The sequence below is a fragment of the Paenibacillus larvae subsp. larvae genome (assembly GCF_002003265.1).
In the GTDB taxonomy this organism is placed as follows: domain Bacteria; phylum Bacillota; class Bacilli; order Paenibacillales; family NBRC-103111; genus Paenibacillus_H; species Paenibacillus_H larvae.
The window spans coordinates 2,013,394-2,037,093 of record NZ_CP019687.1 but is presented as its reverse complement, the minus strand read 5'-3'; the positions used below and the strand labels follow the sequence as shown (position 1 = coordinate 2,037,093).

Genomic DNA, 23,700 nt, shown 5'->3' with positions numbered 1-23,700 from the left:
ATAATTTGGCGGCTTTTTCTTGTGGTATAAGCCATTTGCAAGACGGATTGGAATGATGATGGCAAATGGTTAGTATAGCGCTGCCCGGTATTAGGACAAGTGTGGGCTTTCGCCAATTTTGGCTGATTGGGTAGTTGGTCCTGTTCGACTGGTTAAATGGCGCATATGATTTAGCAATACAACGTTCAAGTTTCGAACGCTTGTGAGTCAACGAAGGATCGGAGGGAAGGGGGAAGTCTGTTGAAAGGAGTCATCTTAGCTGGAGGAACAGGGACAAGAATGCGCCCTTTAACTCAAATCATGAATAAACATATGCTGCCTATTGGCAGATATCCCATGATTCATTATGCCATCCAAAAAATGGCCGATGCCGGCATCCGTGACATTCTTCTTGTAATAGGGAAGCAATCAGCGGGATTATATGTCGATTATTTGGGGAGCGGAAACAAATGGGAGGTCTCCCTTACTTATAAAATACAGGAGCAGGCCGGAGGAATAGCTCAGGCATTAGCTTTAGCCGAAGGGTTTATCCCTTCCGGGGAACGGATGCTGGTTCTTCTTGGAGATAATCTTTTTGAAGATGATTTGTCACCATATATTCGGCAATATGCATCCCAGAAACATGGGGCCAGGGTGCTTCTTAAAGAGGTGAGGGATCCGAAACGATACGGAGTAGCTGTTGTAGACGGAAATAGGATTGACCGGATTGAAGAAAAACCGGAACAGCCATTGTCCCCCTATGCAGTTACTGGCATTTATATGTATGGGTCGGATGTGTTTGAAGTCATTCGTGCCTTGAACCCTTCCAAGCGGGGAGAGCTCGAGATTACGGATGTAAATAATGTTTATGCTGCTGAAGGTTCACTTCAATATGACATGTTAAAAGGCTGGTGGACCGATGCCGGGACACACGCCTCCCTGTACGAAGCTATCCTTCGTTTTGCAAAGGATGATGAGGAATGAAGAGCGGAAGAAGGGGAAACGTAGCAATTTCACAGACTGAAGAAGCTGTTCAAAAAAAACGCTATAGGGAGTTGGGTTTCCGGAATGGTTGGTCAAAAGGATATCATCTGGGCCGCTGTGAAGCCCTTCGCCGATGTATCCGGTCAGAGCCCCAGGCTCAGTTCAATTGTCGTGTTCTCTTTATCCCTCAAGGCTTTGATGCATTGGACCAAGGGGTTAGGGAGGGGCTTGAAGCTCTGGCGAAGGAATTGATCGTGGGAGACGCCGTCTATATGGCTAGCCAGGCTGAACAGCAAAACCCGGATCTCGTTCTGGTGATGAACGGTCTTCATGTTTTTCCCGAGGATCATCTGGAACAGGTGGCTTATATCCGCCGTTTGGGAATACCGACAGTTATATGGTTTGCAGACGATCCGTACTTTATGGATGAAAGCATCCGAGTAGCACTTAGCTATGATTACGTTTTTACACACGAACAGGCGAGTGTTGACTTCTACCGGTCCCAAGGGTGTACAAAAGTGTATCACCTCCCGCTGGCCGTCTCTTTGGAACTGTACCGACCTATGGCAGTAGATGATAAATACTCCAGTGATATTTGTTTTGTGGGCAATGCTTTTTCCAACCGGATTGCGTTTATTGATGAAGTAGCCGATTATTTACTGACCAAAAAGATATATTTGATCGGGGCCTTATGGGACCAGCTCAAACACTTCAGGAAATTTGAATCCAGTATCCACCTTGGATGGATGCCTGTAGAAGAAACCGTACGTTATTATAACGGGGCTAAACTGGTTCTTAACCTCTACCGCTCCACATTAAACGGAGATCATAATAAGAATACCGTGGGCCTGCAGGGTGTTTCGGTTAATCCGCGCACATTTGAAATTGCTGCCTGTGGAGTTTGCCAGATCACAGATTTTCGTCCGGAACTTCCCTCGTTATATATCCCGGGGATAGAAATAGCTTCCTTTACTTCTCCAGGCCAATTCATCACTTTATGTGAATATTACCTGGAGCGGGAAGAGGAACGTCTTTCATTGGCTGTCGGAGGATTCCGCCGGACCTTGGAGCAGCACACTTTTCCAAACCGGTTACGGGGACTGCTGGAACTGGTAATTTCTGAGGGCAGGGTGGAAACTGTCCGGAAAGGAGGAACAGCAAATGAATCCCCAGTATCATTACGATAATTGGAAGGCAATCACTGAAGGGGGATATGCGACCGGACATAACTTTGGTTTCAGAGACGGACATCATCTGGGCATCTGTGAGGCCATTATCCGCAGACACCTGCCGGAACCCCGTTCTTGGCCTTACCGGATTTTATACGTAACATCAGGCAAAGGGTTGCCTTATTCTCCTTTGGATCAGGGCATTATTGATACTCTCGAAGTAATGGCTGATCAATTGGAAACAGTTTTTCCTGATCAAGATGTGGCCCAGCACGCCATACAATTTCAACCTGATCTGATTTTGATTTTAGACGGCACCTTGATTCCTGTAGAGAAGACAGCCCATTTAAAATCGTGTGGTTTTCGGATGGCCGTATGGTTCACGGACGACCCTTACTATACTGATGTTACGGCGGAAATTGCCGGTTATTACGATGACGTATTTACACTTGAGTATACCTGCGTTTCTTTTTATCAGGAGCTTGGCTGCAAGAGGGTTCATTATTTGCCTCTTGGAGTTGATGCGGAGGTTTTCCGCCCTAGGCATGCCCATTTAATTGAACGAAGGGACATTTGCTTTGTGGGATCAGGTTACTGGAACCGGGTCTATTTTTTCGATAAGCTTGCACCTTATTTAAGTAAAAAAGATTTTCATATAAACGGAATCTGGTGGGACCGCCTTTCTTCCTTTCGATTGTTGGAGAGGCAAATTGAGCTTAACAAATGGATGGAACCTGAAGAGACAGCAACGTATTACAGCGGATCTAAACTGGTTATTAACCTGCACCGGTCTTATGACGACGAGTCATTTAACAAAAACAGCCGCAAGATAAAAGCTGTGTCGCCCAATCCCCGGACTTTTGAAATTTCGGCTTGCGGTGTTTTGCAGATCACGGATATCCGGGATGATTTATCCCGTTTTTATACCCCGGGTTTGGAGATTGTCACCTATGGAAGTGCAGAAGAGCTCAAGGAAAAACTTGAATATTATCTGGCACACGAAGAGGAATCCAAACAAATTGCATACCGTGCACTTAGAAGGACAATGCGTGAACACACGTTCACAAGCCGGATAGAACAGATGTTTAATTCTATTTTTTCCCGGAAAGCAGGGGAGGATGGGGAATAATGAAAATGTTAATCAGCCGGGCGATCACTACCCGTAAGACAGGAGGAGGATCAAGAAAAAAAGCCCGCAGGAAAATCAAGCGGTCCGGCACAATCGGTAGAAGTGCCAAAAGAGCGCGCAGGAGAGAGGCTCCTACTAAAAGGCATAAGAGGGTTCGGTTCGTATACGGTAAAGTGAGAAGGAAAAATCGGAAAAAGAAACCGTCACGCCTATCGCAAAATCGCAGTTTTCCCAAATACAAAACTGGGGCAGTTCCTACTTTTTCTCCGGTAGACTTACAGAATCAACTTGCCTTCAATGAAGGCTATAGTGAAGGGTTTCAGACCGGATTTGCACAAGGTTTGGAGGAAGGAGAGCGGGAATTTGCCTAAAATTCCGCGCTCGTCTGCCTGTATACGAGGCCGTTCCCGAAAGGAGCGGCTTTTTTCATATAGCATTTGCTAAATCGATCGTACCATCTGAAACGGTTAAGTTTCTGCTATTAAAAGGCGCTGAATTTTTATATTTCGTGCCAGGAGACCTGGATAAATTGTACGAATGAGGGGGTTCAAGTGTCGTGCCAAGAGGGCTGGAACCCTAATATATTGTACTACATACTCAAAGGGGGTGAATACCATACCTGCTGCGACAAGGGGTATGCCTTCATGAACCATTCCCGGTTAAAACTAATGTTGTTTTCTCATATCTGCTCCGGTGAGCATATAACCGGCGCTGAGAAGCTGCTGCTTTTTTTTGTAGACCAATTGAAAAGCGAGCATGAATGCACGCTGGTCGTTCCCAATGAGGGGCAGCTTGCTTACGAGGCAAGAAACAAAGGAATACGTACTCTTGTACAGAACTATCCTCTGCTTTGGGAAATGTATACTCCATCTTTCTCAATGAACCAAGCGGAACAAATGGTTTTAGAGAAGGGGGGACCGGAAATGACCCTTCTTACGAATCTCCTGACGGCAGAGCGGCCGGATGTAGTTGTGGCCAATACGTGTATAAATGCATTACTGGCTATCGCTGCTAGGCAAATAGGAATCCCGGTTGCATGGATAATCACCGAAATCATGACGGAAAATGAGTACACTTCCCTATCCATCCAGGCCATCGATCGCTATGCCAATTGGATCATTGGCATTTCTGAGGCTTCACTTCGTTCTTTTCGTCCAATTATAGATCCTGATAAGCTTTTTATTCTTTATCCTTTCTTTGACAAGAGCCAGGCTTTACCTGAGTTGTGGCCATCGGAACGTTGCAAGAGAAGAAATGAACTTGGTCTAACCGAACAGCAAACGGTGATTGGTTATATTTCTTCTGACATTTACCCGAGTAAAGGGCTGGATCATTTTATACAGATGACATTTCATCTCAATACAAAATGGGATCATGCAAGATTTATGATTATCGGGAGACCTACTGATATTCAATATTATCAGGAATGCCGGAAGCTAGCGGAAAACAGCCCCTGGAAAGACCGGTTCCATTTTATCCCTTTTGATAAGCATATTCATACCCTTTATCCGGCTATGGATGTTGTCGTGGTTCCGAGCCTTGTGGAAGAAGGATTCGGGATGACGGCTCTTGAGAGTATGGGGTTTGGCAAAGCTGTTGTAGCTTACGAGTCTGGGGGGTTGCGGGAAATTTTCCTGAATACCAATAATCAGGCATCGCTCGTACCGAAAGGAAAACCTGCACAGCTGGCGGCAGTGGTGGAACCATGGTTGGAACATAAAGAAGCGTGTAAGCAGCAAGGGATTCAAAATGCAGCAGCAGCAGAAGCTTTTTTTGGAATAACTGCCTTTCGGAGCCGTCTGCATATTATATTGAACCGGATTCAGGAACAGCTTTTGAGGTGGCAGGCTGATGGTACCGGACCCTTGGTTTCCCCCGTACCTTCTGGAAAGATTCCGGTTCAAAAAGTTCCATCTATTGTTCACAGAAAAAGGAGAAAGAAAAAAACAGGAAAGAAGGTACCTGGAAAATCCAGGGCTACTTATACAAAATCCCGGTGGCGGTCCGTCAATCAAAATCGTACGGTTTATCGGAAAAGACGGAGGAACCGGAGGAATACAGTCAGGAGAGTCAAACTGACTGACATAAGGAAGGTGAACCTATGAAGATTATGACTCTGCTTGGTACCCGCCCCGAAATTATCAGACTGAGCCTCATTCTGAACAAGCTGGACCAATTTGCCGAACGCCACGTGATTGTATATACAGGACAGAATTTCACAGACACTTTAAGCCGCATCTTTTTTCAGCAATTGGGAGTAAGACGGCCTGACTATGTACTTAGTGACCGTCAGCTTTCTCTCGGCGGCCAACTGGCCTTAACCTTTAAGGAACTGGAATGGATTATTGAACAGGAAAAGCCCGACAAGGTACTGGTTTTAGGAGACACGAACAGCGCACTCGGCGTCGTTCTGACAGAGAGAATGGGGATTCCCACTATTCATATGGAAGCTGGTAACCGGTGTTTTGATTTAGGGGTTCCTGAAGAAAAAAACAGACGGATTATAGATGCCGCAGCTTCTTACAATCTGCCTTATACTCCCCAGAGTAAACAAAATCTTCTAAATGAAGGATTCCCGGTTCACCGTATTGTGCTCATAGGTAATCCGATCTACGAGGTGATGCTCACTCATGAGTCTCAAATTGATGCAAGCAGGGTTCTCTCTGATCTTCAGCTGGAACCGAATCATTATTTCCTTGTTACGGCTCACCGGGCCGAAAATGTAGATAACCTGCAGCACCTGAAACAAATCCTGTCTGCCTTAAACGGGGTAGCTGAAGAATACGGCCGGCGGCTGGTTTGCAGTATCCATCCGCGTACACGTTCCAAATTAAATCATTTATCAGAAACCCGTCTGCATCCTCTTGTTGAGTTTCACGAGCCTTTCGGTTTTTTCGATTTTGCCAAACTGGAAAAACATGCCCGCTGTGTCCTGACAGACAGTGGGACAGTCCAGGAGGAATGCTGTATATGGGGGGTTCCTGCTGTCACTATACGCACGACTACTGAACGTCCGGAAACAGTGGATTGCGGCAGTAATATTGTAGCCGGTCTTGAACCTTCACAAATTATGAAAGCCGTCCGGATCATGACAGGCTTAAAGGGAAATTGGTCCTGCCCTGCAGGATATCTGGATACGGATGTATCGGATAAAGTGACGAAATTTTTGCTGGGAGGGAAACTGGATGTTTCGTGAAACCAAAGTATTAGTTACAGGAGGTACCGGATCCTGGGGACATGAATTGATTAAGCAGCTTCTTCCGCAAAATCCCCGAGAAGTCGTGATTTTCTCCCGGAATGAATCCACACAAGTGGCAATGGAAAGGGAGTTTGAAGATAACCGGTTAACCTTTTGTATTGGGGATATAAGGGACCGTGAGGCTTTGAGCCGGGCATGCAAAGGCGTCAATTACGTATTTCATTTGGCTGCTTTAAAACATGTGCCTGTTTGTGAGGAACAGCCTTACGAGGCACTTAAAACCAATGTAGTAGGAACGCAAAATGTTATCGAAGCTGCAATGGAGAATAATGTGAAAAAAGTGATGTATATTTCAACCGATAAGGCAGCCGATCCATCCAATTTTTATGGCATGACCAAGGCAATCGGGGAAAAGTTAATTGTTCATGCCAATCTGCTTCCGAGCAATACCGCATTTGTCTGTATTCGTGGCGGCAATGTACTGGGTACCAATGGAAGTGTTGTTCATTTGTTTATGAACCAATTAAGAGAAAAAGGAAGTATTTCCATCACCCATCCCCAGATGACCCGGTTTTTTATGACAATTGAAGAAGCTATTCATCTTTTGTTTAAAGTATCCCAAGACAGTCAGGGCGGGGAAATCTTTGTCATGATCATGCCCAGCTGCAAAATTATGGATTTAGCCGACGTGCTGGCAGAAGAAATGGGGATTCCTGATTATAACGTGATTGAGACAGGAATTCGTCCCGGAGAGAAAATGGATGAACTGCTGCTGACGGAGTTTGAAAGCAAAAGTACACTAGTTTACGATGAACAGTACCTCTGCATATTGCCTACACTGGATTTTCCCCATCTGAAAAAACATTATCAAGGATATCCTGACGCAAACATCACGAGTTATAAATCAGACCAGACGCTGATGGCCAAGAAACAAATCAAGGAGATGCTGATGAAAGGGGGATTTTTATCATGAAAGTGCTCATCATGGGGGGAGATGGGATGGCAGGACATCTAATGGTTAGATATTTTCGTGAGAAAACCCCACATTCTGTGTTTTATACATCAAGAAACCAAAAAGATCCGGGCAGCCTGTACACAGATGCCCGGGACCTTGTTCTTGTCCGCCATGTTGTTGAAGCCGTTCATCCCGATATTTTGGTAAACTGCATCGGTATTCTAAATGATTCTGCCGAAAGAGATCCCGCACAAGCTTATCATGTGAACGGCAGGCTTCCGCATCTTTTAAAGCAAGTCGTTAATCAGGTGGGTGGCAAGTTGGTTCAAATCAGCACGGACTGTGTTTTTTCGGGTAAACAGGGAGGACATGAAGAGTGGGAACGACCGGATGGTTTTACGGTATATTCCCGCTCCAAGGCTATGGGAGAAGTTAAGGACGCTCCCCATCTAACCATTAGGACCTCTATAGTGGGTCCTGAAATCAGGCAGAATGGAATCGGACTTCTAAACTGGTTTTTAAATCAATCCGGGGAAGTGAAAGGATACACCGAAGCTTACTGGAACGGAGTTACCACCCTGGAATTGGCCAAATTTGTCCATCATGTTATGGAAGATACCTCATTAAATGGAATCGTGCATCTTACAGCACCAGAACAGGTAAGCAAATATGAGCTTCTTCAGTTGTTTCGTAACATCTTCGAAAAAAAGGATGTCGAACTAATTCCCGACAGTAAGGTGAAGCTCGACCGAACGCTCAGAAGTACCCGCAAAGATATGGTATACCGGGTTCCTGATTATGAACAGATGCTGACAGAACTTAAAGAGTGGATGGCCGGAAGATGAAAGGGCACATTCTTATCACGGGAGCTAACGGATTTTCAGGAAGACATGCGTGTAAATACTTTAACAGCCAAGGATATAAAGTGACCGGCTTGATTCGCGGCCCGGTGGAGGAAGGCTTGCCTTGGTTTACAGTAACAGGAGATTTAAACCATCCGGAACAAATTCAATCCATTATTCAGCGAGTCCGGCCGGATTATGTGCTCCATTTGGCGGGAAAGAATTCAGTAGCGGAATCTTGGGTGCAGCCGGCCCATTATTTTGAAAGCAATGTACTCGGGACTATAAATCTCCTGGATGCACTTCGGGTTTTTCCTTCTTGCCGGACATTGATTGTAGGTTCCATGCTTCGTTTTGAGGTTACGGAAGATCCTGCCCCCGCGCATCCCTATGCTTTAAGCAAGACATTACAGCAATTTACAGCTAAGGCATGGCGGCATCTTTTTCACCAAAAAATTCTTCTGGGAGAGCCGTCCAACTTGATAGGTCCCGGTTTTTCAACGGGGATTTGCGGACTATTAGCCAGGGCAATTGCCAAATTTGAACGTGGAGAGGAAAACAAACCGTTCCGGCTTTCTTCAAGTACAGAAGAGAGGGATTATCTGGACGTAAGGGATGCTGTCTCCGCTTATGCGGTTATTTTAGAAAAGGGAAAGGATGGGGAGACCTATTCCATTGGTTCAGGGGTACTCCGATCCCTTGGGGAAATTGTTGCCGCCTTTTCACAAATGGTACCCCGGATGCTCCCTTTGGAGATAGGAGATGCCTTACAAGCTGAGATACCCCAGCCAGTCTCCGCACAGCCATTAAAGCAGCTGGGATGGCAGCCGGTTATATCCTTCAATCAGTCCCTGAAGGATATTTTGGATTTTAACCGCAGCCTAAACAGTAGGGAAGGAGAATGACCAGGCAATGCCAGACAGAGTTACTATCATCATTCCGGTTTACAATTGCCCTTACGTACACCAGGCTATTGAGAGCGCTCTGAATCAGACCTATCCCCACAAAGAAGTATTAGTCATTGATGATGGATCAACCTTGTATAAGGAGCGCATTGAACCCTATCTTTCCCAAATTCATTATATAGGAAAAGCGAATGGCGGCACCGCAAGCGCATTAAATTATGGGATCAGCTTGGCAAGCGGAGAATATATAGCCTGGCTCAGCTCTGACGACCAGTTTTATCCCTTGAAGGTTCAACGCCAATTGCAATGGATGCAGGAAGTAGGCTCAAGGATCAGCTTTACTTCCTATGATGAAATCAACGAGCGTAATGAAATAATTAAACACAATGCGGCCGCGAGGTTTTCTTCCCCATCCGAGTTTGTGCGCTCTTTCCTTACTATAGACCCGGTCAACGGATGCACATTGATGATGCATAGAGATATACCCAAGCAGGTTGGCCTCTTTGATGAAACTTTCCGTTATACACACGATTATGACTACTGGATCCGGGTATTGCTTACCGGCATTCCAATTGATTTTCTGGATGAACCGCTTACTTTGTACAGGTGGCATGAGGAAATGGGGACGAACAAATATCATACCCAAATTAAACACGAAATAAGTGTTATTCAGCAAAAATACGAACCGTATTTGACTACTATCGTGGAAAGAATGAAGAACCGGTAAGAAGGTAAGGAAACAGCTGGACATATGGTCAAACCTTTGGAGTTAGTAAGCCTGCTGAGAGGTTTTCAGCAGGCATCCTTCTTATTGAAGAGATACCGGATAAGAATGATAAGTAGTTGCCAAACCAACCTCTAAAGCAGTTCCTGCTTTCCATTCCAACTCTTTTTCTGCTTTTAAGGCTGACAGGCAGCTGTGTCTAATATCCCCGGGGCGGGCTGGACGGGATAGAATCTCAACCGGTTGGGAGTGGACTTTGGCCAAGTGTCTGACCAGGTCATTTACAGAAGTGTGCGTACCTGTACTAACATGATAGATTTCTTGGTTCCCTTTTGAAGCAGAGGCCGTAAGGGCAGTGACGACATCATTTACGTAAATAAAGTCTCGTGTTTGTTCCCCATCCCCATATACGGTTAGAGGAAGACCTTCTTTCATCCTTTTTACAAATAAGGCCACTACACCGCCTTCCCCTTTTGGAGTTTGCCTCGGACCATAGACATTGCCAAATCGCAGAATTGTAAAGGGTAATCCAAACAACATATAAAACAGCCGGATGTAGGATTCTGCCGTACACTTGGACAACCCGTAAAAAGAAATGGGCTGTACTGGATCAGTTTCGGTGACCCGTTCTTTTTGTAATTCCCCATAAACTCCTGAAGTAGAGGCGAAAACAAACTTTTGGACACCGCTTTCCGCACAAGTTTTCAACAGCTTCACTGTCCCTGTAATGTTTACATCTCCATCGACATAAGGGTGCAGCAGAGAAAGCTGCACATCTGCCTGTGCAGCTAAATGATAGAAAAGAGCAGGCTTCTCCTTATGAATCCATGCCCTGCAAGACTCCTCTCTGATGTCAAGCAGATGAAAATAGGCTTTTGGGTGAACGTATTCCCTGTATCCTGAACTTAAATTATCAATAACATGTACTTCATGGCCGGACTCCACAAGTTCATCTACCAAGTGGGAGCCGATGAATCCGGCCCCCCAGTAACGGCAACCTTCATCCTGGGAACCTCCTTTGCATTTGATGATGTATCGTACGCAAAAAAGGAATGCCCCGCCAGCCCGATTTTCCACAAGATATACTCCTGCCCTGCCCATCAGGCGGGGCATTCATACACTATAAGAAAAGGCCGTAGGAACAGGAGTTGATTCATTTGAACCAAGGCGGTATGAAGCAGGACTTGGACCTGCAGCAGGATGTGATGCAGGAAGAATTTCGCCCGGAAGTTTCAGTCATCCTTCCTGTTTATAATGAAAGCCGGACGTTACCGGGTGTACTGCAGGGGATTTTTGGGTTGCACCCTTCTATGGAAGTGATCGTGGTCGCCAACGGTTCCACAGACGGCACGAGAAAGCTTGCTGAAGATATGGGAGCTACCGTTCTATGGTATCCTGAGCCGCTCGGACATGATGTTGGCCGGAGTGTAGGAGCAAGCTATGCCAAGGGAAATGTTTTACTGTTTATAGATGGGGATATCGTAATACCTTCCAAGGAACTGGTTCCTTTTATCAAAGCAGTCTTCTCAGGAGTAGATATAGCTCTGAATAAATATAAGGGTCTCACACATCAACATCGGGTGCATGATGTAGTCCTGGCAAAACATGCTCTCAGCATTGTCATGTCCAGACAGGATCTGCTTGGAACTTCCATGACAGCTATTCCTCATGCGTTGAGCAGGAGAGCGGTAGAAACGTTAGGGACAGAATGCCTGGCTGTTCCGCCCAAAGCTCTTGCCTTGGCTGTTTTAAAGGGACTTAGGGTGGAACCGGTACATTATGTACGGGTAGGTGCGAACAATCCGAGACGGCGAAGAGAGCATGGGCCTGATCCGTTAACAGGACTCATTGTGGGGGATCATCTGGAGGCGTTGCACGAATGGATCAAATATACCGATATGCGGGGAGGATTTACAGATCACATGCGGCAAAGGCATTTAGTGAGGTGAAAATATGATAACCTACAAGAATTCGGGCAAGGCATCCGTTCATTTTACAGAACCGTCCAAGAGAAGCTCGGCGGGAAGAAAGGAAGTGCAAATACACTTAAAAGAAACCTTCCTACCGAGGAAAGGAAGGCTGCTGGTTTCTGCATCCAGTCGCCCATCCCTAAGGGAGGCAGCACGAAAAAAGCAGCGGAAAAAACAAATGCCCCATGCCAGTCAGAATAAAAAAGGGCGCTTCCTCAAATACAAGTAATGTCCCGCAAGCGGCCGGATTCTGTAGCGGTAATTGTCTCCGCTATGAATGAAGAAAAAACACTGGGCAGACTTCTAAATGAGATGGACCGTCTTGCCCCCCAGGAATTGATTATCGTGGTGAACGGTTGCCAAGATCACACGTTTGACATTGCCAAGCAGCATCCGACCGCAACCGTCCTTTCTTATAATGAGCCTGTAGGCCACGATGTGGGCCGGACTATCGGTGCCAAGGTAGCGGTGTCGGACATACTGCTTTTTATTGATGCGGATATTCCCGTCTCAGCAGAACAGCTTAAGCCTTATATTCGTGCTATCCAGCAAGGTGCGGACGTGGCATTAAATCATATGGGGCCTTATCTTCCTGTATTTGCAGATCGCGATAAAGTGACTGTATTGAAACAGTTCTTGAATACCAGTCTGGGAAGATCCGATCTGGGTGCGGACTCCATGACAGCCGTCCCTCATGCACTGTCCAGGCGGGCACTTGAAATTATCGGTATAGAAAATCTTATGGTTCCCCCGAGAGCTCATGCCATGGCTATTATCAATGGTCTTACGATAGTATCGCCGGCATCGGTTAACGTTATAAAAAGGAACCGGCGGAGAGCCGGGAATCAGGGTTCCCTCAACCCGGTATCCCAGATGATTATTGGAGACCACTTGGAGGCTATCCATTTTGTCATGCAGGATTTGGGGGTGCGTTATCTGCATCCTGATTCCATGAGAAGGCGGGAATTTGTCGGAGGAGGAGCTCATGTTAGCGACTAGTATCATTATTCCAAATTACAATGGAGGCCGGATGCTGAGGGAATGTATCCGTTCCATTCAAACCCACACCCATCTGCCTCATGAAATCATAGTGGTAGATAATGGATCGTCTGATAAGTCTGTATCCTATTGTTTGAAAAAAAAGATAAGAGTCGTTCGTCTCCCTAAGAAGACGGGGTTTCCTACCGCCTGCAATGCCGGAATAAAGATCGCCTCAGGAGAAAGCATTTTGCTTTTAAATAACGATACCCTGGTAACGAAAGAGTGGCTGGATCGTATGTTGGCCTGCTTAAACCATGATCCCAAAACCGGAATTGTCGGGCCGATGAGCAATTATGCGAATGGGGAGCAGCAAATAAGCGAACCTTTTACATGTCTGGAAGAGATAATGGCCAAGATGAATGAGCCCAATCCGCTGAAATGGAAAGAGGTTAACCGGATTGTCGGGCTGTGCATGTTGATAAAACGGGAACTGGTGGAAAAAATCGGGCTGCTGGATGAGCGTTTTTCCCCGGGGCATTATGAAGACGATGATTACTGTTACCGCGCCCTTTTAGCAGGTTTTAACCTTAAAATTGCCGGGGATGTATTTATATTTCATCATGGTTCTGCCAGCTTTAAAAAATACGGAGAAAAATATATCCGCCGGCTTCTGGACAGAAACCGGAAGTTATTTATGGAGAAATGGGTAATGGATCCCATTGTGCTTACACAAAAAGGGACTTTATTCCGGAATGCTAAAACGGAAGGAGGGATGCCGCATACGCAGGACAAAGAAGGGGACAGAAAGGATGAACGGAGCTCCTTATCATTGGGAGAGTAAATGAAGGGGATGTCTTTAAGGAAAGGGCATGGATTCTCAAGAACCGGTTTTTCGAATCATGCCCTTTCGTAGTTAAAAGAGGCCTACCAGGTAAAAATAATTCCGCCATGGACATATCCCCCTCCAAAACCGTAAAGTAAAATGCGGTCGCCTTTTTTTACTTTGCCTTCTTTAATGCCTATATGCAAAGCAAGAGGGATAGAAGCGGCAGAGGTATTTCCGAAGTATTCAAGGTTATACAGCGTATGTTCCACGGGAATTCCCGTTCTTTCCTCTAGAACTTCAATAATTCGGAGGTTGGCACTGTGAGGAATGAACCAGTCGATATCCTTGGCTTCAAGTTCTGCTTGCTCAAGCAGAGTGTTCACTCCCTTGGGAACGGTACTGACAGCAAACCGGTAAACTTCCCGGCAGTTCTGGACAAGATTTCCTTCCCCGGCAAGTGGGTAGCCATCCAACTGATCTGCAAGCCTGGCACGGTAAAGATGAATTCCGCCCTTACCGTCCGAACCCAGATGATGGGCGAGAAAGGCCCCTGCCCCGTCATCAAATAGAATACAGGTAGTACGGTCAGTGTAGTCCGTTATTTTAGATAAGGTATCGGCTCCGATGACCAGAATCTTGTTATGTAGTCCGGCTGTTATTAAGCTATTAGCCATATGAAGGGCATAAGTGAATCCGGCACAGGTCGCATTTACGTCAAGTGCTCCGGTATGGCGGACATCAAAATGTTTTTGTACAAGTGAGGCTACGGAAGGAAAGGGAACATCAGGTGTATGGGTAGCTACTAAAATCAAATCAACATCTTCCAGTGATCCGCCGTAGCTTTCCAGTAAATTTTCCACGGCACGGATACATAAGTGGCTGGTAAATTCCGTTTCAGTTGTAATTCTGCGTTCACGTATCCCCGTGCGTTGTACAATCCACTCATCACTCGTATGAAATTCCATTAAATGATAATCGTCCAATCCTTAATCTGTGCCTTTTCATACAATATTAATGTAGTTCAATCCAATAGAAAGGGGAATGAACCATGAGTGGAGTCGGAGGAAACGGATATTGCGGATTTACAAGTACAGGAGCGATTTTAGTATTGTTTATTCTGTTGGTTATCGTAAGCCGTACTTGGCTTTACTAAAAAGCTCTAAAGGAAACCCGGACTTTTTTGAAGGCCGGGTTATTCTATTTTGTATGAATGCACATTGTTCGGATGCGGACAAGCCGCCCTTTCTTTAAAAAAAATTTCGTTTTTCGCTAAAAGTTCTGTAAAGTCATTTTCTATTTGTGAAAAAGGATACAGCCATGTGTGACAGGGATCGTTCATCATTATAGGGATTATAATACCAAGAGGGAGGGGACCAGGCTTTGAGATTAGTCCTATCTAATGAACAAGTGGCACCGGATGTGTTTTGGATGAATATTGAAGGAGATTATCACGGAGAAATGGGACAGTTCTACATGCTCCGAGCATGGGACAATTATCCTGTTTTATCCCGTCCCATCAGCATCCATGACATTGGGAAAGGATATATCAGCTTTTTATATAGAAAAGTCGGGGAAGGTACTGAGCTGCTTACGGCCTTGAAGCCGGGGGACACCCTTATGCTGGAGGGGCCATTCGGCAACGGATATCCTTATACGGAAAATAAGGTAGCCCTGATCGGAGGCGGGATGGGAACTGCTCCGCTATTGTATGCAGCTAAAAGGTTGCCGAATGCAGACGTTTACCTTGGTTTTAGCGGTAAGTCTTTTCGGGTTGAAGCGTTTGAACAGGCAGCCGGAAAAATAGTGGTCAATATCGGCGGATATATTATGAATGATCTTGAGCCTGATGCTTATGATGCTGTGTATTGCTGCGGGTCTTTGGGGATGATGAGAGCCTTGGCAGAGCGCATGAAAGGAAGCCGCGCCCGGCTGTACGTTTCGCTTGAGAAAAGGATGGCCTGCGGGGTTGGAGCCTGCCTCGGCTGCAGTATAGCCACCAAACATGGTAACCGTAAAATTTGCTCGGACGGACCTGTATTTGCTGCAGAGGAGGTAAACCTTTATGCTGGACATGACTTGTAAAATAGCAGGTGTCACGTTTAAAAACCCCATAGTGATGGCTTCCGGAACATTTGGTTTCGGCAAGGAATATGCACAGTTCTATGATCTGTCCATGCTTGGCGGAATTGCGTTAAAAGGGCTGACTCTTCAACCCCGCTGCGGGAATTCAGGTACCAGGATTTACGAGACGCCTTCCGGTCTTCTAAACAGCGTAGGTTTGGAGAACCCGGGAATTAAAGCTTTTCTTGAATATGATTTGGATGAGCTTGGACTTCTAAATACAGTTCTTATTACAAATCTGGGCGGCGGGACATTGGAAGAATATGTTCTTGGAGCCAAATTGCTTACGGATAACGAGAACAAAAGAAGAGCGCTGGGACTGAGGGGCATCAGCATGATCGAATTGAATATTTCCTGTCCTAATGTGAAAGAGGGAGGAATGGCATTCGGAATAGAAACTGAAATAGCGAGGGAAGTAGTCAGGGAAGTCAGACAGGCTACCGGGCTTCCGCTGGCCGTAAAGCTTTCTCCTAATGCCAGGGATATTGTCTCTATGGCTGTGATGTGTGAAGAAGAGGGAGCAGATGCGGTTTCCCTGGTGAATACCTTCACGGGTATGAAGATAGATATTCAAAAGAAGCAAAGCGTCTTTACCAACCTGTATGCGGGCTTGTCCGGTCCGGCTATTAAACCGATTGCCTTGCGGATGGTTCACCAGGTCGCTCGGCATGTGAATATCCCGGTAATTGGAATGGGTGGGATTTCATCGGCCGAAGATGCTGTTGAGTTTATCATGGCTGGAGCCTCTATTGTGCAGATCGGTACCTATAACTTTATGAACCTGAGGGCCGGTGAGGAGCTTGTCAGGGGGTTAGAACAATACATGGAACGCGAAAAAATACAAACGTGGGATGAAATCCGGGGGTTGTATGAAAAAATCCCTTCATTTTGGGAGAAAAACGGTTTTTTTGCAGCTTGCTCCGGCTGGTTTTCCCTTATACCCTTAATAGGGCTTGCCTGGTCCGTAGACTGGCAGCCTTTACGTCAGATAGAGAGTAAGGTGATGGGCCCAATGAAAACAGTTTTTTCTTCCATTCAATGGGTAGTATTTATTCTAGCAGGAAGTCTCGTAGCTCCTTTGGCCGCCGGCCATGCGCTGGGCCTGCCGCCTGAAGATATTTCCAGTATGATGCAGCGGACTTTCTTGCTGATTGGAATATCCGGGTTATTGCAAACGATGTTCGGGCACCGTCTGCCTCTGATGGAAAATCCCGCCGGGCTTTGGTGGGGGGTTTTCACCGTTTATGCAGGACTCATTGTTTCCGGTACTCTTGGCCTTGAGGCGGGCCTTCAGCAACTGGAAATGGGGATGTTTATAGCGGGTATTTTGTTTGTGGTAATTGCCTTGTTCAAGTGGACAGATGCGCTGGGCAGACTATTTACCCCCCTTGTGATTGGAACGTATCTGCTCTTGCTGGTGGCCCAGCTTAGCGGCTCATTTATGAAAGGAATGATGGGAATTGGCTATCTGGGTTCAGAAGAGATTAACTTGCGGGTAGCCGTCCCGGCAATACTAACATTAATTCTGGCTATGGTCATGCCGCGAATGAGATGGGCTTTTTTGCGCAATTATTCTGTCCTGATCAGCCTTTTTGTCGGCTGGCTTTTGTTTATTATATTTGGTGTAAGTCAGAAGCAGTCGCTGGCTGATACCCTATTCTCTGCCCCGGAGCCGTTTGCCTGGGGGATGCCTCAATTTGATCCGGGTATTCTCCTAACTTCGGTTTTTATCAGCCTTCTTCTTTTAACCAATATGATTACAAGTATTCATGTAATGCAGGGAGTCATCCGGGAAAAAGGCGGGGAAGTAAAACCGGTCCGGCACAACCGAACGACCCTGATTATGGGGGTAAACACTGCCTTGGGTGGCGTTTTTTCCGCCATGGGCTGCGTACCTATTTCAGGTACCGCCGGGTTTGTATTGACAACAGGCATCTATCAACGGCTTCCTTTCATCATTGCAAGTTTCTTTATGATAAGAATCAGTTTTTTCCCGGTGCTGACATCCTTTTTTTCTTCCATTCCCATGCCAGTGGGCTATGCGACTATTTTTGTTCCGTTTGCTTCTATGATCGGACTTGGATTGAACGAATATAAAAAAATAAAGCTGGATGAGCATAACAAATTTATTCTGGGCGTGTCTATGATGGTAGGCATCGGATCTATGTTCATTCCTGCCCAGGCGATCGGCCATCTGCCCGGCCTGCTGCGTACGGTTGCCAATAATGGATTAATTCTGGGAATGGTAACCTATATCGTATTGGAACAAGGCCGGCGCCTCCTTGACCGTAAAAACGGAAAGCAGGTATCGAAATCAAGATAAGACTTAAGTGAGATTCATCCTGTGGGAATGGCCCATTTTTCCCTTGTTACCGCACCAATGCCCGGTGCCCCTCATACTATGGATTTGACTGTATCCCTTACCCTTGTAATAAATAAATCCCGGGCAAGGAGGGGTGACACTTGAAGGGCAGCGACCATAAAAACAAATTTTTATTAACCAACCGCGAACGCGAAGTCTTTGAATTACTGGTGCAGGACAAGACGACAAAAGATATCGCGCAGCAGTTATTTATCAGCGAAAAGACCGTACGCAATCATATCTCCAATGTGATGCAAAAATTAAATGTGAAGGGTCGTTCACAAGCGGTTGTCGAGCTGATAAAGCTTGGGGAACTGAACATCTGATAACTGCATCATCCCTTCCAAAGTAAAGCCTTTTGAATCTTTATTTCTTTTGAAACGAAGATTTAAGAGGCTTTTTTGTATGGAAACAGATTGACAGAAGCCGATGCTCTCCGCGATATTACGCCCGGTTCAAACGAATTGTAGAACTCGGCAGGGAATAGACGATTATCCTCGGTAGGGAATTGACAATTATACATGGAAGGAGCTAGTGTATGAATATACAAGCTAATTCTGGGCTTGAGCAGGAACTGGATCGCCTTACCACACCCTACTTAAAAAAGTAATTATATACAAAGTCCTTTTGATAATGCACGTACGGGTACTATGGAAACTGTGTATCATATCCTGTAAGGTTCAGTAATAAAAATGAAATGATTCTTAAAGATGGAACAAAGGTGTACTACTATGATGATGACGTAGTTCATCATATTGTTTTTCGTCGTGAAGATGTTGTTTATAGTATCATAGCTTTTAAGAAAAATAATAAGTTGACACAGGAACAATTAATCAAAGTTGCAAATTCATTAAGTGATTCAGGATACATCGGAAAATAAGGGAATAAAAACGTCCTCATTTTACAGAGGACGTTTTTATTAGTTTTAATAACTAACAACACTTATTCTAGCTGTACCGGAGCACGAGTCTGTAAAATAGTTTGTGTAAACTCTCAAATCTACTAAAATGAAAGTAACTGAAAGGTTGGGGAGAACACATGGGGACGGTATTGAGGTTTCGCCCACGCTCATTTCCAATGTGACGAATAAGATTGTACCCCTTATCAAAGAATGGCAGAATCGCCCCTTGCAAGGCGTATACGCGGTTGTCTTTCTGGATGCTATTCATTTCAAAGTCAAACAGGACGGGGCCATCGTCAGCAAGGCGGCGTACATGGTCATTGGCATCGATTTGGACGGCAACAAAGACGTATTGGGGATGTGGATCGGCGAAAACGAATCATCCAAATTTTGGATCAGCGTGCTGAATGACCTGAAAAACCGTGGCGTCCAGGACATTCTCATTACGTGTGTAGACAACCTGAATGGGTTCTCGGAGGCCATTACGGCAAGCTATCTTAAGACGGAAATCCAAAAATGTATCATCCCCAGATCCGGAATTCTACCCGCTATGTCTCTTACAAAGATTTGAAGAAGGTCACCGCCGATTTAAAGCCTATTTACAAGGCTTCTACCGAAGAAGCCGCTCTACTGGAACTGGATCGTTTTGAAGAAGTATGGGGCACCAAATACCCGCTCATTATCCGGTCTTGGCGAAATAACTGGGCAGAACTGGCTACCTTTTTCAAGTATCCGCCGGAGATCCGAAGACTCATCTACACAACCAATATGATCGAGAGCTACCACCGTCAGCTTCGGAAAGTGACAAAAGGCAAAAGTATCTTTCCTACCGACGAAGCCCTGCTCAAAATGCTCTATCTGACGACGATGGATGTCACCCACAAATGGACCGGCCGGGTTCAAAACTGGGGGCAAATGCTACTTCAGTTCTCCGTTTTTTTCCCGGATCGAGTCGGCCACCACTTGTGCTAGAACACGATTTCCCCCTCGGGGGAAATACTTTTAAAAAAGTTTACACATAAATCTTGACAGACCCCGGAGCACCCAAACTGTCCTTTCCCTCCACAAACTGCTCTAACGTAGTAATATCCATCCTGTGGGATAGTTTTGCTGTCTCCAGTAACAGCTCCAGGCGCTACTACTACATGATCTAAACGATAATAATCCGGATACCTAAGAACTCCAACATTTACAAGATGTTTACTACTTGAGCTGCTATCAAACCAATACTGAATATAAGTACCCTTATCCGGTCAGAAAAGTGTATATCAGCGGGGAAAAGGTACTACATAAAATAAGACGACGGAAAAGTGGCACACACTGCCTGCCAGAACAAAAAGATGCCAGATAGCATGGTGGAAGGGGACACGCCTCCATACATAGAAAATAGTTCCTACTGTATAGAGGATACCACCGGAAACAAGCCAGATCATACCTCCTGCGGTTAATTGCTGAGCCAGCGGTTTTATTGCAAAAATGATGAGCCATCCCATGGCAATGTACAGAAGAGTAGAAAGTACAATAAACTTTTTGCAATAAAAAATCTTAAATACAATACCGGCAAGCGCAAGGGCCCAAATTATGCTGAACAGGGTCCAGCCGATTGTTCCTCTAAGGCTGACAAGCAGAAAAGGAGTATATGTACCTGCAATCAGGACGTATATGGCTGAGTGGTCCATAATCTCAAAAATGTCTTTAGCCGGCTTGTAAGTAATGCTGTGGACTAGTGTGGAGCATAGATATAATAAAATTAATGAAGCTCCGAATATGCTGACACTGACAATATGCCAGGCATCCCCGTATTGGACGGAATAAAAAATGAGAGCGGCTAATGCGCCGATACTTAGCAAAACACCGATACCATGACTGATGGCATTGGCAATTTCTTCACGGATGCTGTACTCCATAATCAATCTCCTCGTATAGTATTTTTTGAAACAAGGTTTCGAACAATTTCCAGCCCCTTATGGATTGAAAAATTTCAATCCTACTTTCCAGCTAGAATCTTGGACCTGCCCGTGGGACAATGGGAGTAGCGCCCAAATCGTCATCTTCTTCAGAAGAGTGCTGATGACGAGGCTGTAGTAGGTGGCTTAGGCGGGCACCCAGGTCTGAGATCAGCTTGATCTATGCTCTACAGGAGGTGATCCCATGTCGCAAAAACCGGCAGCCTTTTCGTTCAATTTAAGGTAACCCTCAGCCCATTAAGCTGCATACGTTGTTGTAAATAGAAAGCATAGCGGTGATATGTCAACAGGGTAATGAAATCAAATTGGAAATACAAATTGACCTCACGGAGGTAGTTATTTCGATGAAATGCAAGTCCATATTAATAAAAAGGTGAACCCGTAGTTATCTACGGGTTCAGACTGTCGACAGCCTTGCTTGTGTGATTCTTTAAATTGTTCAGATCGTCCACTTTGCTCTTTAAACTGTTGGAATAAAAATTAATAATGTCATCAATATTAGAAAATACGACACTAACGTTCGAATTATTTGTACTTGTTTTGATAAAAAACCGCTTTTCTGATGTGGTCACATCTTTATTTTTTATATTAGCATTGGTGGCGTTAAACTCTATTTAAAGCTTTTTTCAGAGTGATTCCTGCCGTAAATACAGGGACTTTACCCGCCGGAAGTTCCACCTCTTCACCGGTTTTGCGGTTTCTTCCCATGCGTGCTTCACGACTACGGACATCAAATTTTCCGAAGCCAACTAGTTGAACTTCTTTGCCTTGTTTTAAAGCTTCAAAAATCGAATCGAGTACATGAGTTACTGCTTTTTCAGCATTCTTTTTTGAAAACCCACTAGATTTAGCTACTACTTCCACTAATTGTTCTTTGTTCATTTGCGATACCTCACTTATGTTATCAAAATTACGAAAATGAGCATGGATATAAGCAAGAATAAACAAAAAGCTGCCCCACATTTAGGGCAGCTTTGAAAGATTAATAATAAACTTTAGAAACGTTCTCAGCCTGCGGTCCACGATTACCTTGGGTCACATTGAACTGGACGCGTTGACCTTCATCCAACGATTTGTAACCATCACCCTCAATCGAGCTAAAATGAACGAATACATCGTTTCCCTGTTCGATTTCGATAAAGCCAAAGCCCTTTTCAGCATTAAACCATTTAACCGTACCTGTTTGCATAGGATTCCTCCAAAAAATTTAATTTATTAACATGACCATATGAGCACTAAGTAAAGATTAGCGGTCATAAAGGCTTTCAGATGTCCGCTATTTTTAGGTTAACATAAGAATACCATGTCCGCTAATATAAGTCAATACTTAAAGGCCTCGCTATTGAGTGAAACGACTGGATTCTCTAACAGGGGGAGCAAACTCGTCCAACGAGACCATGGAAATTTGAGAACGTCCTTCTTAACCGGTTCGTAACATTTTCAAGCGTACTAGTAATTTACCTAAATATGATTGCGGTGAATGGTTGGAGTATTTTCGTAAAAAAGACTGTCGACAGGACTTTGTCGACAGTCTCAAACCCGTAGTTATCTACGGGTTTTAACTATTATTGATTGATATATATGTCGGCTCTATTCTATCATTGCCAAGCTATTTTTTCGACTTCAGATTGCAGATCTGAACGAGTCGCCTTGACGTAAATCATCATTGTATCGGGACTGTCGTGTCCCATAATTTGTGCCAAACGGTGTAACGGGGTGTTCACTGCCATCACGTACCCGAATCGATGTCGTAGATCATGGGCACTTAATCCTTTGAGTCGCGCTTTTTTCATGTATTTTTGAATTAAATGCCGTAAAGCACGTTCAGACAACCGATCCCCTGTTTTTTCCGAAGGGAACAAATATGGACTGCCTGGAGGGAGGTATACTAAATATTTTTCTAACGCAGATCTGCACGTAGCGTTTAAAGGTACTTCCCGTTGTTTATTTCGTTTTCCTGATCGCACCGTAAGCTTACCTATTTGAATATCACCGGGAGCTAAGTCGCAAACTTCCATTGTTCGCAAACCAGTGTGAAGCATCACGATAAGAATTGTCTGATCCCGGAGGGAACCGCCATGCTCGGCAGCAGCAATCAATGCATCTTCTTCCTTGTCTGTCATCTGCCGAGGGCTTACCTTTTCCTCCGGAACCAATTTAACTGGCTTGGAAGGATCACGGCGAATTATAGAATTCGATGCGGCCCACTCAAAAAAACGTTTCAATGTTATAAGTCGCCGGTTAATGGTCGCTGGTTTCAATTCCATCACTTTTTGCGAGGCTTCCTGGTATCGTGTTAATGTTGGAGTAGCCACATCTTCAATTCGAAAAACGATGTTTTCTTCTTGGTAATTAGCAGTTTCAAACCAACCGATAAAATGTTTAAGATCGCTTGCATACTCTTTTAGTGTTTTAGGGTTCAAATCTTCGTGGATGGTAAGACTATGAATAAAGTCCTGAACTATCTGCTTGCCTTGTTCTGAAATTCCATATCTCTCTCTCATTAGAAAAGCCTCCAAATCTTGACTTACATTAGTGGACATGTTATTCTTATCTTAACCGAAACATTAGCGGACATCAAGTGTAAATTTTATTGTTATTTGGCATTATTTTTTCAACAATAAATGTCATCAATAAATAATATGCCCAGACAGATAAACGAGGGGGGCTAATGCCATCTTACATC

23 protein-coding genes and 2 pseudogenes are annotated in these 23,700 nt (G+C 44.9%); 19 read left to right on the top strand and 6 right to left on the bottom strand.

Annotated features, from left to right (window positions below; all coding sequences use genetic code 11):
* Nucleotides 1-240 precede the first annotated feature (240 nt).
* From BXP28_RS10660 to BXP28_RS10615, 10 genes are all read left to right on the top strand, one after another.
* Nucleotides 241-963, top strand: a complete 723-nt coding sequence (locus tag BXP28_RS10660) for a sugar phosphate nucleotidyltransferase (RefSeq protein WP_023482881.1) — start codon at nucleotides 241-243, stop codon at nucleotides 961-963.
* Entirely contained in the window at nucleotides 960-2,150 is a 1,191-nt protein-coding gene (locus BXP28_RS10655) for a CgeB family protein (protein WP_023482882.1), read from the top strand. The genes BXP28_RS10660 and BXP28_RS10655 overlap by 4 nt, the downstream gene beginning before the upstream one ends.
* Nucleotides 2,125-3,261 carry a CgeB family protein gene (locus tag BXP28_RS10650; protein ID WP_036654842.1) on the top strand — a complete coding sequence of 379 codons (1,137 nt, stop codon included), beginning with the start codon at nucleotides 2,125-2,127 and terminating at the stop codon, nucleotides 3,259-3,261. Before BXP28_RS10655 ends, BXP28_RS10650 begins: the two co-directional genes overlap by 26 nt.
* Nucleotides 3,261-3,632: a hypothetical protein gene (locus BXP28_RS10645; RefSeq protein ID WP_023482884.1), complete on the top strand. Its 372-nt coding sequence runs from the start codon at nucleotides 3,261-3,263 to the stop codon at nucleotides 3,630-3,632. The genes BXP28_RS10650 and BXP28_RS10645 overlap by 1 nt, the downstream gene beginning before the upstream one ends.
* A 273-nt stretch (nucleotides 3,633-3,905) precedes the next feature.
* A complete protein-coding gene (locus BXP28_RS10640; protein ID WP_051427894.1) occupies nucleotides 3,906-5,366 on the top strand; it encodes a glycosyltransferase family 4 protein in 1,461 nt (486 codons plus the stop codon).
* On the top strand, nucleotides 5,363-6,457 hold the full coding sequence (gene wecB, locus BXP28_RS10635) for a non-hydrolyzing UDP-N-acetylglucosamine 2-epimerase (protein ID WP_023482886.1): 1,095 nt from the start codon (nucleotides 5,363-5,365) through the stop codon (nucleotides 6,455-6,457). Before BXP28_RS10640 ends, wecB begins: the two co-directional genes overlap by 4 nt.
* Nucleotides 6,447-7,433, top strand: a complete 987-nt coding sequence (locus BXP28_RS10630; RefSeq protein ID WP_023482887.1) for a polysaccharide biosynthesis protein — start codon at nucleotides 6,447-6,449, stop codon at nucleotides 7,431-7,433. The genes wecB and BXP28_RS10630 overlap by 11 nt, the downstream gene beginning before the upstream one ends.
* On the top strand, nucleotides 7,430-8,260 hold the full coding sequence (locus BXP28_RS10625) for a dTDP-4-dehydrorhamnose reductase family protein (protein WP_024094822.1): 831 nt from the start codon (nucleotides 7,430-7,432) through the stop codon (nucleotides 8,258-8,260). Before BXP28_RS10630 ends, BXP28_RS10625 begins: the two co-directional genes overlap by 4 nt.
* Entirely contained in the window at nucleotides 8,257-9,162 is a 906-nt protein-coding gene (locus BXP28_RS10620) for an NAD-dependent epimerase/dehydratase family protein (protein WP_023482889.1), read from the top strand. Before BXP28_RS10625 ends, BXP28_RS10620 begins: the two co-directional genes overlap by 4 nt.
* A gap of 7 nt (nucleotides 9,163-9,169) precedes the next feature.
* On the top strand, nucleotides 9,170-9,889 hold the full coding sequence (locus BXP28_RS10615) for a glycosyltransferase family 2 protein (RefSeq protein ID WP_023482890.1): 720 nt from the start codon (nucleotides 9,170-9,172) through the stop codon (nucleotides 9,887-9,889).
* An 81-nt stretch (nucleotides 9,890-9,970) separates the two neighbouring features.
* Here the strand turns inward: BXP28_RS10615 and BXP28_RS10610 are convergent, their stop codons facing one another.
* Nucleotides 9,971-10,963 carry an NAD-dependent epimerase/dehydratase family protein gene (locus BXP28_RS10610; RefSeq protein WP_257125686.1) on the bottom strand — a complete coding sequence of 331 codons (993 nt, stop codon included), beginning with the start codon at nucleotides 10,961-10,963 and terminating at the stop codon, nucleotides 9,971-9,973.
* An 80-nt stretch (nucleotides 10,964-11,043) separates the two neighbouring features.
* Here BXP28_RS10610 and BXP28_RS10605 point away from each other — a divergent pair, with 80 nt between their 5' ends.
* The 3 genes from BXP28_RS10605 (at nucleotide 11,044) to BXP28_RS10590 (ending at nucleotide 13,678) form a co-directional block, all read left to right on the top strand.
* Nucleotides 11,044-11,835 carry a glycosyltransferase family 2 protein gene (locus BXP28_RS10605; protein WP_235430738.1) on the top strand — a complete coding sequence of 264 codons (792 nt, stop codon included), beginning with the start codon at nucleotides 11,044-11,046 and terminating at the stop codon, nucleotides 11,833-11,835.
* A gap of 294 nt (nucleotides 11,836-12,129) precedes the next feature.
* A complete protein-coding gene (locus tag BXP28_RS10595) occupies nucleotides 12,130-12,855 on the top strand; it encodes a glycosyltransferase family 2 protein (RefSeq protein ID WP_167552502.1) in 726 nt (241 codons plus the stop codon).
* Nucleotides 12,842-13,678, top strand: coding sequence for a glycosyltransferase family 2 protein (locus BXP28_RS10590; RefSeq protein WP_023482894.1), 837 nt, complete (start codon nucleotides 12,842-12,844; stop codon nucleotides 13,676-13,678). The genes BXP28_RS10595 and BXP28_RS10590 overlap by 14 nt, the downstream gene beginning before the upstream one ends.
* 83 nt (nucleotides 13,679-13,761) lie before the next feature.
* On the opposite strand, the gene BXP28_RS10585 is transcribed toward BXP28_RS10590, so the two are convergent.
* Nucleotides 13,762-14,628: a ketoacyl-ACP synthase III gene (locus BXP28_RS10585; RefSeq protein WP_024094817.1), complete on the bottom strand. Its 867-nt coding sequence runs from the start codon at nucleotides 14,626-14,628 to the stop codon at nucleotides 13,762-13,764.
* A gap of 83 nt (nucleotides 14,629-14,711) precedes the next feature.
* Between BXP28_RS10585 and BXP28_RS23595 the strand changes: the two genes are divergently transcribed.
* From BXP28_RS23595 to BXP28_RS10560, 6 genes and pseudogenes are all read left to right on the top strand, one after another.
* Nucleotides 14,712-14,816 (top strand): sporulation protein YjcZ, encoded by a 105-nt coding sequence (locus tag BXP28_RS23595; RefSeq protein ID WP_188318623.1) that lies wholly within the window; start codon nucleotides 14,712-14,714, stop codon nucleotides 14,814-14,816.
* Between the two features lie 227 nt (nucleotides 14,817-15,043).
* Nucleotides 15,044-15,745: a dihydroorotate dehydrogenase electron transfer subunit gene (locus BXP28_RS10580; protein ID WP_024094816.1), complete on the top strand. Its 702-nt coding sequence runs from the start codon at nucleotides 15,044-15,046 to the stop codon at nucleotides 15,743-15,745.
* Nucleotides 15,726-16,652, top strand: a pseudogene (locus BXP28_RS10575) (dihydroorotate dehydrogenase); the annotation flags it as partial. The gene BXP28_RS10580 and the pseudogene BXP28_RS10575, both read left to right, overlap by 20 nt.
* 135 nt (nucleotides 16,653-16,787) lie before the next feature.
* A complete protein-coding gene (locus BXP28_RS10570; RefSeq protein WP_367869713.1) occupies nucleotides 16,788-18,107 on the top strand; it encodes a purine/pyrimidine permease in 1,320 nt (439 codons plus the stop codon).
* A 140-nt stretch (nucleotides 18,108-18,247) separates the two neighbouring features.
* Nucleotides 18,248-18,472 (top strand): helix-turn-helix domain-containing protein, encoded by a 225-nt coding sequence (locus BXP28_RS10565; protein ID WP_024094813.1) that lies wholly within the window; start codon nucleotides 18,248-18,250, stop codon nucleotides 18,470-18,472.
* A 720-nt stretch (nucleotides 18,473-19,192) separates the two neighbouring features.
* Nucleotides 19,193-20,019: pseudogene (locus BXP28_RS10560) on the top strand (IS256 family transposase); the annotation flags it as partial.
* Nucleotides 20,020-20,315: 296 nt separating this feature from the next.
* Here the strand turns inward: BXP28_RS10560 and trhA are convergent.
* The 4 genes from trhA to BXP28_RS10540 form a co-directional block, all read right to left on the bottom strand.
* The gene (trhA, locus tag BXP28_RS10555; RefSeq protein WP_023482516.1) at nucleotides 20,316-20,954 is read right to left on the bottom strand and encodes a PAQR family membrane homeostasis protein TrhA; all 639 of its coding nucleotides are present in this window, start codon (nucleotides 20,952-20,954) and stop codon (nucleotides 20,316-20,318) included.
* 663 nt (nucleotides 20,955-21,617) lie between these two features.
* Nucleotides 21,618-21,896, bottom strand: coding sequence for an HU family DNA-binding protein (locus tag BXP28_RS10550; protein ID WP_036656232.1), 279 nt, complete (start codon nucleotides 21,894-21,896; stop codon nucleotides 21,618-21,620).
* 100 nt (nucleotides 21,897-21,996) lie between these two features.
* Nucleotides 21,997-22,203 (bottom strand): cold-shock protein, encoded by a 207-nt coding sequence (locus BXP28_RS10545; protein ID WP_023483458.1) that lies wholly within the window; start codon nucleotides 22,201-22,203, stop codon nucleotides 21,997-21,999.
* 409 nt (nucleotides 22,204-22,612) lie between these two features.
* Complete coding sequence (locus BXP28_RS10540) at nucleotides 22,613-23,518, bottom strand: tyrosine-type recombinase/integrase (protein ID WP_036656234.1); 906 nt, start codon at nucleotides 23,516-23,518, stop codon at nucleotides 22,613-22,615.
* Between the last annotated feature and the right edge of the window lie 182 nt (nucleotides 23,519-23,700).